The following is a 12382-nucleotide window of genomic DNA, read 5'->3' as shown; positions in this document are numbered from 1 at the left end:
ATTGTTAAACTTTAATGACCTGTATTACTTTACTTTTCACGCAATTTTTTTTACTTTTTACGCCAGCGCACTAGAAAAGAGCACATTATGCCCCGTTTAACACAAGCTCCTGATCTTATTAGAGTATCTGCTCTACACGGCTATATTGAACTGATCGAAAGTAAATTGGTGAACCCTGACGCACTATTATCGCGCGTTGGTTTAGACAGAAAACAACTACAAGATGCCAATAACTTTGTGCAGTATCAGCAACTCATTCAGCTATTAGAACTCACCGCGAAAGAATTAAACCTGCCCTATTTCGGGCTAGAGTTAGGCCGTTGGCAAAGCTTGAATATTTTAGGGTCTGTTGGTTATTTGATGGGCAATTGCGACACCCTTGAAATGGCGCTAAAAAATTTAACTAAGTACTATCATGTTCATCAAAATAGCGCTGATTTACTCCTTGAAGTAGACCAAGACTATGTAAAGCTATCGTTTTTTGTTCGCACGAGCCTAAAGGTGAGCGTTTATCATGGTGCCGACTTAGCCTTAAGTGTTGGGGTCAATTTATTAAAGCAGTTAACCGATGATCAAATAAAACTGTCTCGTTTGGAGCTTCCCCATAGCTGTGATGACAACCAAAGTGTTTATCGCCAAGCGCTAGGGCAAATTCCAATATTTAACTGTGCACACACGGCAGTAGTATTTGAGAAAAAATACCTAAAGCTCCCTATTAAGAATTCAGATAAGCAGTTGTTTTCTATACTTAGCCAACAGCTTGGACAGCCAGCAGACACAAAACGTGAAAACATTGCAGATAATGTTGAAGTACTGATCAAGCAATACTTACTGCACGAAGAATTTGGCGTAAACCTAATAGCCGAAAAGCTATCAATGAGTGCTCGCAGCTTGCAGCGTCACTTAACAAAGCATGACACAACGTTTCGTGAATTAGTCGATGATGTACGCTGTAATCTGGCACATCAATATTTAACTGAATCTAGCCTCAGTTTATCGAACATCTCAGATATCTTAAGCTTTTCTAATTACAGCGAGTTTACTCGCGCTTTTAAGCGCTGGTATGGCATTCCACCAAAAGATTATCGTAAGTCACACTCGAGCTAATGGCGCAAAAAGTTAAAAACGAGTCGTTTAAAGCTAAGTTTTCTGTTAACAATTTATATATATTGACTAGCTAGTTTCGCTAATTAGTGGTCGTGCAATGTTAAGAAGAGTGTTTATTACCGGTGCCAACAGTGGCATTGGGTTCGAATTGGCAAAGCAATATATTAGCCGTGGTGACGATGTCGCGTTATTTGACGTACATTTCAACGAACAAACAAAACAATCGTTAAGTGAGCTTGCTGATGATTACCAATACATTGAGTATTTTGCTACGCATATCTGCGATAATGAAGCACTGCAAACTCAAGTAAATAATGCAATCGCAGCGATAGGAAACCCTGATTTAGCTATTTTTAGCTGCAATATCAATGAGCAACTAAGTAAAGAAAATAGTATTGCTTGTCAGCACTTTGCAACACTAATAACGCCACACTTAAGCATGAATGGCCACCTAGCAATTACATCCCCCCTTATTGATGCAACTAAATTTACGCCAGAGCCAAACGCCTTGATTTTAGCCAAAAAGCTACGCAAGAAATTTAAGCCAAACAACATAAAAATCAGCTTAATTTGCGCAAGCAAAACATCTAAAGCCATAACAAACCCAGCCAATACTGCAAAACACATTTTGCGCAGCTTAGATAAACAAAAATTAATGGTGATCCTAAGCTTACAATCTAAACTAACCTATATCATGAGTCGTTACTTACCGAATTGGATAATGGGTTCTGTGATGGATCGCCTCATAAAACAACAATTAATAAGAACAACACGCTAAGGAATCCCCATGAACACACATGATAACCTAACGCAATTAATAGAGCATACTTGTCAGACTTATGCCGACCTTCCTGCCTATAACAGTGCAGGTAAAACACTCAGCTATGCCCAAGTTGAACAACAGTCTCGCTATTTGGCACAGTGGTTTCAACAACAAAGTGGTCTTGTTGCTGGAGACAGAATAGCCATTCAACTACCTAATATTGTTGATTACCCTATTGTTACCTATGCAGCAATTCGTGCAGGTTTAATCGTAGTCAATACCAACCCGCTTTATACTGCTCGTGAAATGCTACACCAGTTTAATGATGCAGATGTGAAAGCCATTGTTATTCTTGATGCTCTTACCGATAAGTTAGCAACGGTTATCAATGATACGTCGATCAAAACAGTTATTGTTGCAGCGGCTGTTGCTGAGCCAACATTGCAAGAGGGTCAATTTTCGTTAAACGAACTCATCCGCCAAGGTGAAAGACTCGCCCCTCTTGACGCTCATCAAGCAAGTCGTGACGATATTGCTGTTTTACAGTACACCGGTGGTACCACAGGGGTTGCCAAAGCTGCGATGCTGAGTCATGGCAACATTTTAGCCAATGCCGAGCAAATGAATGAGCGCTTTGATGACATTTTAAAGCCCGGCCAAGAAACGGGTATTTGCCCGCTTCCGCTTTATCATATTTACGCCTTTACGGTGAATATGGTTGGCCTATTTGCCATGGGACAATTTAACGTACTGATCCCAAACCCTCGTGATTTAGATGCGTTAGTTAAGCAAATCGAACCATTTGAGATTAATTACTTTTCAGGGATTAACACCTTATTTATTGGCTTGTGTATGCACCCAAGGTTTAAAGCACTTAATTTTTCAAACCTAAAAATGACCGTTTCAGGGGGCGCAGCTTTAACACATGCTGCAGCTGATGCGTGGATGAATACCACAGGATGTACAATCACAGAAGGCTACGGCTTATCAGAAACCTCGCCTGTTGCAACCTTAAACGACTTTAAAAAAGAAGAAATTGGCAGCATTGGCCGCCCACTCTCTAACACTGCTATCGAAATTTGGGATGAAAACGACGAGCCTGTTGCTGACGGTGAGTCTGGCGAAATTGTTGTTAAAGGCCCGCAGGTGATGATGGGTTATTGGCAGCGCCAAGATGAAACCGACAAATGTATGAAGCGAGGTTTTTTCAAAACCGGTGATGTGGGTCTAAAACTACCAAGTGGTAATTACAAAATTGTAGATCGTTTAAAAGACATGATTATTGTTTCTGGCTTTAACGTGTACCCTAACGAAGTTGAAAACGTACTTTGTCAGCACCCAGCTATCTGTGAAGCAGCCGTTATTGGTGCAAAAGATGAAAAAACCGGTGAGCGTGTCTGTGCCTACATTACTTTAAAAGAGCAGATTGATGAGCAACAGGTGAGTGACTATTGCCGCGAAAACTTAAGTGCTTACAAAGTGCCTAAATCAATCATTTTTATGGAACAATTGCCTAAATCGACGGTTGGCAAAATTCTACGTCGAGAATTACGCCAATAATAAAGCGATCGTTTTAGCCGCCTAACTGGTATAAAATAGTTATTAAATAAAGCATACCGTTAGGTATGCTTTTTAATTTAAGCGGTTTAAAGGTCATTATGGAAAAGTTTATTAATCACATTCAACTTGGTTACTTAGGTTTACTACCATTTTTAGGCTGCGTAGGTTGGCCACTTATTGCAGGAAGTAATGCCGTCAATTTAGACTTTTTCACTTTTTATAGCATCGCTATTTTAGCCTTTATGGCTGGCAATTTATGGCATGCAGGTCAGCAAACGCATGCTGATGCTATTAAAGCAATTATTCCTATCTTACCGATTGGCTTTTTAAGCTTTTTACCAGCAACTTGGACTCTAGTCTGGCTCGCAGCAAGTTTTTGGTTAGTACTGTTATTTGAAAAAAGCTCACCGCAGTGGCAAACCTATCACGTTGATTATCAAAAAATGCGTTTTGTTTTAACGTCTGTGGTGTTTGTATGCCACATATTTGTAATTGGCATGAGTATCTATCCTGAGTAGCCCTTTTCTTGCGTTTGCGGTAACATCCGCGGCTCAGTTTTTTAAGGACTTGTTATGATAGATCAACTGCGCGCTAAACTAGACCACCTTGGCGAAAATTACGTAGAAAAAAACGCCCACTTTAAGGTAAAAGTGATCCCATTTTTTTGTGCGATTCACATTAAAAAAGCTCATAAAAACCAAGGCAGCTTAAAGCTATATTCTAATCAGTTGATTGAAATATTTTTAGCTACCATGTTCTTGTTATTCGGCTTAATGCTTTTTGATACAGACGCAGGTTTTACCCATGGTCCTATTCATATCGTTATTGCCGTACTAATTAGTTTTAACTTAATCTTTAAGCAAATAGCCATTGAAGGGCTTAAAACTCGCTTAGCCCTTTGCCCTGAAATCGCACAAGAAACAACGCCAGCACAAGGCAAATAACAGCATGTTTTTAGACCCTAGTTGGCGCATATTAACGGTTGGCGATGGTGATTTATCATTTTCACACTCTATTGCGCGTTATATAAAACCGGCCAAGCTTGTTGCTTCAACTTATGATGATGTAAACACCATAGAACAAAAATATGCCGACAATGCACTTAGCGCCTTGCAACAACTTAACATTGAAACACTCACCGAGTTTGATGTAACAAAGCCAGACTCGTGGCAGCGCTTAGATGGCGCTTGTTTTGATGTGGTTATTTTTCAATTTCCACTTATACCAGCGTTTAAAGGTGAAGCTGCATTTAAAGCAAATACCCAACAAGGTGGTATGAATGTTTTAAACCGTGCTTTGTTGCATCGCTACCTAGACTACGCAAGCCAGTTCGCATTAGATAAAAACGGCCCAATGCTCTGCTACATCACCTCTAAAGATGTAAAACCTTACCGCGAATGGAATATTGAAGGAAGCTTAAATCAAGGGCTGACTTGCCAATATCTAGGGCAAATGCCATTCGATATTAATTTATTCCCAGGCTATAAAATTCGCAATGTTGATCGCGATAAACACGTTAAAGACACCAGCGGCATTACCTATGTATTTAGCGAAAAAACTGACAATGACATTACCGCCAAGCTGACTTTACCCGCTTATTTAGGTGATAAACACTGTGCATTATGCCGTGTAGGCCCTTATATGGCACAAGAAGATGAAGACAAACATTTTTTAAGCAAAAAACATAAACAAATGGAAAAGTTTGAACAGGATTGGCAAGCATGGCTTGCACAAAACAGCGAGGAGTAACCATGAACTTTGTGATTGTAGGCACCAATTTTATAAGCGATACACTACTAAGTGCAGCTAAACAAATTGAACAATTCTCCTTATATGGTGTGTGCTCTCGAGAGCAGCAAACAGGCGAGGCTTTCCTTGCAAAGCACGACGCTTTAGACGCAAAAGTGTTTACCAATATTGAGCAAGTATGCGAAGACCCATTAGTCGATGCCGTCTACATTGCTGCGCCAAATAGCTTACACAAAGACTATGCTGTAATGTGTTTAAAAGCCGGTAAACATGTTTTAGGTGAAAAGCCTTCGGCTGCTAACAGTAAAGAACTAGAGGCCATCATTCAGGCGGCCAAAACACATCAACGCTTATACATGGAAGCGATGATGACCACCCATTTACCAAACTTCGCATGTTTAAAAAATGCAATTGCGAAGATTGGCACACCCCGCAAATATATTGGTCAATATAGTCAGTACTCATCACGTTACGATAAATATAAAAATGGCGAGCGACCAAATACTTTCTTGCCAGAATTTGCTAACGGTGCATTAGTCGATTTAGGTATCTATCCGCTGTATATTTTACTCGCATTATGGGGCGCACCTCAGAGTGTAAAAGCCAGCGGCGTGTTACTTGAGACCGGCGTTGATGGAGCTGGCGATGTATTATTAAATTACGCAGATAAGCAAGCGGTGATCAGCTATTCGAAAATCTCGCAAGGCGATAATTTTACTGAGATACAAGGTGAAAAAGGCCGTATTCGTATCGAAGCAGTCTCTTTATTAAAGCGTATGCAATACATAGGTAACGATGGCACGGTTGAAGAACTCTCTGAGCCATTTGATGAACACTTTATGCGCCATGAAGTAAGCCACTTTATTCAAGCAGCGAATGCCGGACAAATTGAGTCTTCAGTAAATACCCATACACTATCAAAACAAGTTATGGCGGTGCTTGATGAGGCGCGAAGCCAACTTGGCGTTGTGTACCCCGCAGACCAATAAATATATTATTCAAGGGCAGTTGACACTGCCCTTGTCATTTTTATTCCCTTCATTACAAGCTTAAATAATGACCTCCAATTAGCTTACTCGTAATTTTTATTGAAATTAGATTTTTGTACTATGGTTAATAATATTGACTTTCAATGAGAAGGGTAATATTTTGACTATTCGCTTTTTACTCAGAGCTGTGTTCGCAGCAACCATTGCCCTTGCAGCAGGCCTACTCCTCATTATTTTGTTTTTGCAATCAGGCCAAGATGAAAGTATGGAGTCGGCCCAACAGCGTTATGAACTAAGTCATCTTGCTAAGTTTTCATCTTCAAACTCGATTCACCTTACAGAACTTGCTCGTCAACATGTTGTAACCTTAGATCCTCGCTATGAAGCTGAATACCACCAGCTTGTTGATCAAATTCAAGGAAAAGCTGCTTGGCTAAATGGAGAAAAGAAAAGTTATGAACAACGTTTAAGAGCGTTTAATGTGGCTGCTGATGATTTAGCTCTCTTGAAAAAATCCAACGACTTATCACTCAAATTAGTTGAAACAGAAGAAAAAGCATTTGGCTTAGTCAGTGATTTACTTGGCCGTGATACAAATCACTTAACCCCTAGCGAGCATAAAAGGTGGGTGCAAGCTATCGAGCTTTTAACCAACGATGCTTACATGGCCGAAGTTGAGAAAATTCAGCAACCCGTGAAAGCATTTTTAAGTTCCATCGAGGAAAAAAGTGCTGCAGAAGTTAAAAGCAATCACGACCGTGTGGTTACCTTGAGTTTAATTAGCACAGCTTTAGTCCTGACTATTATTGCTACCTTGATATTGTGTTACTGGCAATTAGAGAAAAAAGTGATTAAAGCAACTCATGCCTTAATTGATGAAGCTAAGCGTATCTCTGAAGGGGATCTATCTCGCTATATTGACCACAAAGCCGATGACGAAATAGGCCAGCTTGCGAGCAGCTTTAATATCATGGTTGATAAGCTGTCTCAGCTTCTTAAAGAAATACACAATCAATCAGAGCAAGCGCAAGTGGCAGCAAAAAGCCTAGATGAAATTTCACAGCAAGCTAAAACGCTCAATGATATTCAAAGCCAAGCGATTGAGGTGATCTCAAGCTCAGTCTATGAAAACTCAACGGCCGTTAAAGAAGTGTCTCAAAACTGTGCAGAAGCGGCAAGCAGTGCTACCGCAGCTAATCAGAAAACCCAAGAAGGTCTACAGGTTGTACAACAAGGAGTTAGCTCTGTTGAATCAGTGGCCGATACACTCACCAAATCACTAACAGACCTTAACCAACTCGAGTCCTCTGTGAATGAAGTCACGGTTATTTTAAGTGTTATCAGTAATATAGCCGAACAAACTAATTTATTGGCACTCAATGCCGCCATCGAAGCTGCAAGAGCAGGTGAACAAGGCCGAGGTTTTGCCGTTGTTGCTGATGAGGTAAGAACTTTGGCTAGTCGCACACAAAGCTCTACTCTTGAGATCCAAGATAAAATTGACTCATTACAATCTGCAACCAATGCTGTGACGCAGAGGATACGCTCTAGCGATAATCAAATTAAAGAAGCGGTGATAAACTCAGAAAAAGTGGGCCATATGCTCGATGAAATTAGCGTACAAGCAAAAGCCATTTCTGATGCCAATATGACCATAGCTTCTGCATCTGAGCAGCAATCTCAAGTAACAGAAGAAATCGCCCAGCGTTTAAACGAAGTACAAGACACCAGTCGAAAGTCGCAGCAACAAACGCAAAGCATTTCGGACTCATCGAGTAAGCTGGCTAACTTGGCGAATAACTTAAACGGGCAAATTAATCGCTTTAAATTAAGCTAGTCGCTGATCAAGCTTAGCGACTAGCGATTAGTTTAAAATCGGTAAGTAACAGATGCACCGATAGTTTGCGGGTTAACCACTGCCACATAGCCTTGTGGGTAACGACCACTGACAGGTTCTTGTGAGGTATATGCTTCTTCATCTAAGGCGTTGTTGATGAAGGCACTTATCAACCATTGTTCAGTATCATAAGTCATCGATAAACGCGTAATGGTGTAATCACCCGCAACACGCTCTTCTGTGTTTGTTAAGTCGCCATAAAACTCATCAACATAATTGGCACTTAAATTCACTTTTAGACTATCGGTAAACCAATGCGACAGACCTAAACTCGCCGTTAACTCCGGTGCAGAGTTTAAATCATTGCCAACGGCATCAGGAAAGGCTGATGATTCATCAATTTTAGTTTTCAATAAACCGAAACCGCCATGTAACTGCCACTGATCGCCCAACATGCTGTAAGCTTCAACTTCTAAACCATAGCTATGAGCATCTTCAATATTAGTGATTTTACGTGCTGAGCTAAGCGCTTGATAACCGTTGAAGTTATTGTAAAACACATTAGCACTGATATTCATGTCACCATTATTTAAAACGCTGCGCGAACCAATTTCATAGGTATTAACGGTTTCTTCGTCGTAGTAGTAGTAATCTTCAGCAGTAAAATCGAGTGCGCCACCACCCGCGTTGTAGCCACGACGTGCACTAGCAAATAATGTCGTTTCGTCACTAATATCATATTGAATCGCGAGCTTTGGTAAACGAAGTGTGTGTGAATTATCAAGTTGCTCAACGAGCATATCACCACGAAATGCCATATTGAAATTACGTAATTGTTCTTCACGCTCAATACGCAGACCCGCTGTTAATGTTAATTCGCGGCTTAGGTTAAAGCTTGTTTCACCATAGACTGCGGTCGATTTACTGCTATCGTCGCCGTAATAGTTTGTTGCTCCCACACTTTCAAAGTCTTGGTCACGATCAAAGTAAGCAAGACCAATGAAGCCTGAGTAAAAATCATTGCTTAAACCAAAGTTAAGTTTAGAATCTACAGTGATATTACTCTCATCCATTGATACGTCAGATTCTGCGCTTTCAAGTGGCTCGTATGCTTCAAAGCCCCATTTGTAATCCATGTAAGCAACTAAAACATCTAACGATAAATCATCGTTAATCTTGTAATCAACATTTACTTGCGTGGTATCAGATTCAGTATCCATAATACGTTGATATAGCGGCTCATAATCAAATGGCTCATCCGCTAAAAAGTATTTACGACCCGAATTACCTTCTTCACTGTAAGTTGAATAAGTTAGCTGTACAGCAAGATCTTCATTTGGTGTGTAAAGTAATTTAGCGCGTGTGCTGCTGGTATTTAGCTTGTTTAATTCACGATCAGTTGGATTTGTTTCGTATACCGGTGGATTCGAAAACGTTTCGCCATCAACATACTGAGTTGATAAACGAAATGCTAATACATCTTCAACTAACGCCCCTGATACCACTGCGGCAGTATCTAGGTAGCTATCTTGGTTACGATAACCGACACGTACTGCTCCTTCAAATTCTTGAGTAGGTGCTTTTGTTGTCATGTAGACAGCCCCCGCAATACTGTTACGACCATTACTGGTTGATTGCGGCCCTCGGTAAACTTCAATTTGTTCTACATCCCACAGACCCGTATCACCGGTTAAATCGGCTACAAACGGTTGGCTAACACCATCAATCAAGGTTGAAACACGAGCCTTTGAGCCACCACTAAATGAGTTAAAACCTGTTGCACCACCATTACCAGATACGCCTCGCATATCTGGCACCGAGCCTGTTAAAACTACAACGTTCGCCATTTCTGATAGTGCTTCAGATATCGACGCAAGTTGGCCGTTTTCTAAAAGCGACTTATCAACAACCGCCACTGACGACATGGTCTCTTTAAGTGACTTCTCTGTTTTTTCACCTGTAACAACAATGGTATCCATAGATTTTCGACTGCTTTGGTCGTCAGCCCATGCTGAGCCTTGCGTAACAAGTAATGATGTAAGCATAACTTTGGTGAGTGAATTAAGTTTAAATGCAGTAGCCAATGTCCTTTCCCCGTAAGAGATTATTAGAATTAAACAAATTAAGTTTGATAAAAAAGCGCTAGGAAATTAACACAAGCTTAATGATATTACAATTGAGTTTAGTTATCATTTACAATGACATTTAACATCAACTACAACTATAATCTTATGCTCATTTTTACCGTTACCCTGCTTGTCGTTTTCGCTGTCAGTATTTTCTACTGCACCAGAAAGCAGCAGCGATTCTTAAAAAAACCAATTAAAAAACAATGGCGATTACTTTCAATTACGTTAACCGTTTGCGCACTAATACTTGCCCTTCAACAGTTTTCAACCACGGCAACCGTGTTCTTCATCATCTTTAGCATCATGCTAATGTTGATGCTGATCCCTTTTATTAGCCTGCTGCAAAGAAAAGGATAATTCATGACAAGCTCATCTAAACGCCAGCCGACTTGGTTAGGAAAAACCCTAGCAGGTACATTCTTAGGGCTGGCACTCTCATTTATTTTCGTTGCTTTTTTTGCTTGGTATGGCCCAGGAGGCATTGATGCTCGCGATAAAGTGCAATTTAACATGTGGATGATCACGCCTGTTTGGCTAACCATTTTTAGTTTTAGTTATTTATTCAACTCAGCAAAACAAGCGTGGCTTATCCTTGGCAGCTTAACTTTGCTGCTTTATGGCGTGTTTTTTATGCTAAGGAGTGCCTCATGAAAGTAAGATCGGATATTCTTCGCACCTATCAAGGTGTACACACATGGACAGGCATCATTGCAGGTTTAGTGCTGTTTATTGGTTTTTATGCGGGCAGTTTGACCATGTTCAAGCATGAAATCCAGCAATGGGCAGCACCTATACAAGCTCCTAAAATCACCAGCTCTAATTATGACTACCAAACGCTGGTAGATACTGCGATTAATGAGCGAGGCGAGCAACTTGCCAAAGGCTTTAACCTTGATTTACATACCCAAGGTGCACCTCTTTCGTGGTATATCAAAGGCAATGCCCGAGGCATGGAGCTTGATAAACAACTTAACTTCGCACACCTAAATGCTGATGGCACATTAAACGTCAGCGCACAAACCGAAAACGAACTTGCCGATTTAGTTGATTATTTACACCGTACAGCAGGCTTTATAGGCGAAATTGGCCATGACCAATCTGGTGTTTATATTCTTGGCATTGCCTGTGTTTTGTACTTTTTAGCTTTGGTCTCAGGGGTAATTATTTTACTGCCGACATTAGTTAAAACCTTTTTTGCACTGCGAAAAGAAAAAGGGCCTAGTCGATTCTGGCTCGATAGCCATAACCTTATTGGTATCGCCAGTTTACCATTTCACTTAGTCATTGCATTTACTGTGGTGGTGTTTGCGTTTCATGATTTTATTTATGGTGGTTTAGCGCAATTTTATGATGGTAAGCCATTGTTTCAGCGCCCTGCACCTGCCGCGCAAAGTTTTCATATTGAAAACTTACCACGTATTAATGAACAAGTACTCGCAGCGAAAAACTATGCTCCCGGCTATGAGCCTATCCACATTCGCTATAGTAATTTAAATTCGGCATCACCTTCTGCGGTGTTTATGATGAGTAACAATAATGCGGTAGTACGTGGCCCAGATACCGATTACTTATTTATGAACCCATACACGCTAGAAGTGGTTAATTCAAGCTATCCGCAAGGCGAAGATGCAGTGTGGGGTAACATGGTTGCCAGTATTTTCTCTCTCCATTTTGGCACCTATGGTGGAGACTGGGGTCGTTGGGGCTACTTCATTATGGGGTTACTAGGCGCCTTCTTATTCTATTCAGGTAATCTACTGTGGATAGATAAACGCTTTAAAAAAGATCCCAATAAACGCAGTACCTTGTTTATGGCTAGGCTCACTATTGGTGTTTGTTTAGGGTCTATGATAGCCGTTGCTTTCACACTCGTTGCTGCCAAATGGCTACCTACTCTTGTGAGCAACACAAACTACGCAACCCTATACAGTTACTACGCAGCATTTTTTGCTTTTGTGATATATAGCTTCTTAAAGCCTGTACAAAAGGCAACCACTGCTGGCTTTTACATGCTAGCGAGCCTGTGTGCGTTGATGGTGTTATCTACACTTTTAAAACTTGCCTCAAGTGACGTTAATTCGCTTTTTTACTCAAGTTATATAGTCGACATTGTCGCTGCTGTATTTGCTGCTATTTTCTTTAAAATGGCCAAACGCCAGCAACAAAAACAGACCACGCAAAACATCATGCCAGCCTTTGAACAAGCAAGTCGAGCTTAAGCATTCTGAGTATGGGTATCAAAGCAATT

Annotated in this window: 12 protein-coding genes; 11 read left to right on the top strand and 1 reads right to left on the bottom strand. The window is 40.7% G+C overall.

Annotated elements, in window-relative coordinates:
- The first annotated feature begins 87 nt into the window (after window positions 1-87).
- The 8 genes from J8Z28_RS19940 (at window position 88) to J8Z28_RS19905 (ending at window position 8005) form a co-directional block, all read left to right on the top strand.
- On the top strand, window positions 88-1107 hold the full coding sequence (locus tag J8Z28_RS19940) for an AraC family transcriptional regulator (protein ID WP_250660419.1): 1020 nt from the start codon (window positions 88-90) through the stop codon (window positions 1105-1107).
- A gap of 97 nt (window positions 1108-1204) precedes the next feature.
- Entirely contained in the window at window positions 1205-1885 is a 681-nt protein-coding gene (locus J8Z28_RS19935) for an SDR family NAD(P)-dependent oxidoreductase (RefSeq protein ID WP_250660418.1), read from the top strand.
- Between the two features lie 9 nt (window positions 1886-1894).
- Window positions 1895-3430 carry an AMP-binding protein gene (locus J8Z28_RS19930; RefSeq protein WP_250660417.1) on the top strand — a complete coding sequence of 512 codons (1536 nt, stop codon included), beginning with the start codon at window positions 1895-1897 and terminating at the stop codon, window positions 3428-3430.
- 98 nt (window positions 3431-3528) lie between these two features.
- On the top strand, window positions 3529-3948 hold the full coding sequence (locus tag J8Z28_RS19925; RefSeq protein WP_250660416.1) for a DUF3429 domain-containing protein: 420 nt from the start codon (window positions 3529-3531) through the stop codon (window positions 3946-3948).
- Between the two features lie 54 nt (window positions 3949-4002).
- Window positions 4003-4374: a hypothetical protein gene (locus J8Z28_RS19920; protein ID WP_250660415.1), complete on the top strand. Its 372-nt coding sequence runs from the start codon at window positions 4003-4005 to the stop codon at window positions 4372-4374.
- Window positions 4375-4378: 4 nt separating this feature from the next.
- On the top strand, window positions 4379-5179 hold the full coding sequence (locus J8Z28_RS19915; RefSeq protein ID WP_250660414.1) for a class I SAM-dependent methyltransferase: 801 nt from the start codon (window positions 4379-4381) through the stop codon (window positions 5177-5179).
- 2 nt (window positions 5180-5181) lie between these two features.
- Window positions 5182-6168: a Gfo/Idh/MocA family protein gene (locus tag J8Z28_RS19910; RefSeq protein ID WP_250660413.1), complete on the top strand. Its 987-nt coding sequence runs from the start codon at window positions 5182-5184 to the stop codon at window positions 6166-6168.
- 160 nt (window positions 6169-6328) lie between these two features.
- A complete protein-coding gene (locus tag J8Z28_RS19905) occupies window positions 6329-8005 on the top strand; it encodes a methyl-accepting chemotaxis protein (protein WP_284693443.1) in 1677 nt (558 codons plus the stop codon).
- A gap of 32 nt (window positions 8006-8037) precedes the next feature.
- Here J8Z28_RS19905 and J8Z28_RS19900 read toward each other — a convergent pair whose 3' ends face one another.
- Window positions 8038-10050: a TonB-dependent receptor gene (locus J8Z28_RS19900; RefSeq protein WP_250660899.1), complete on the bottom strand. Its 2013-nt coding sequence runs from the start codon at window positions 10048-10050 to the stop codon at window positions 8038-8040.
- 153 nt (window positions 10051-10203) lie between these two features.
- Here J8Z28_RS19900 and J8Z28_RS19895 point away from each other — a divergent pair, with 153 nt between their 5' ends.
- The 3 genes from J8Z28_RS19895 to J8Z28_RS19885 are packed head-to-tail and all read left to right on the top strand — an operon-like array spanning window position 10204 to window position 12353.
- Window positions 10204-10491 (top strand): hypothetical protein, encoded by a 288-nt coding sequence (locus J8Z28_RS19895; protein WP_171039798.1) that lies wholly within the window; start codon window positions 10204-10206, stop codon window positions 10489-10491.
- Between the two features lie 3 nt (window positions 10492-10494).
- Window positions 10495-10785: a hypothetical protein gene (locus J8Z28_RS19890; RefSeq protein ID WP_062565769.1), complete on the top strand. Its 291-nt coding sequence runs from the start codon at window positions 10495-10497 to the stop codon at window positions 10783-10785.
- Window positions 10782-12353, top strand: coding sequence for a PepSY-associated TM helix domain-containing protein (locus J8Z28_RS19885; RefSeq protein WP_250660412.1), 1572 nt, complete (start codon window positions 10782-10784; stop codon window positions 12351-12353). The genes J8Z28_RS19890 and J8Z28_RS19885 overlap by 4 nt, the downstream gene beginning before the upstream one ends.
- Window positions 12354-12382 lie beyond the last annotated feature (29 nt).

The sequence above is a fragment of the Pseudoalteromonas sp. SCSIO 43088 genome, assembly GCF_023650795.1.
Classification (GTDB): Bacteria; Pseudomonadota; Gammaproteobacteria; order Enterobacterales; family Alteromonadaceae; genus Pseudoalteromonas; species Pseudoalteromonas shioyasakiensis.
The sequence above is the reverse complement of the archived record's forward strand: the minus strand, read 5'-3'. Positions and strand labels throughout refer to the sequence as shown.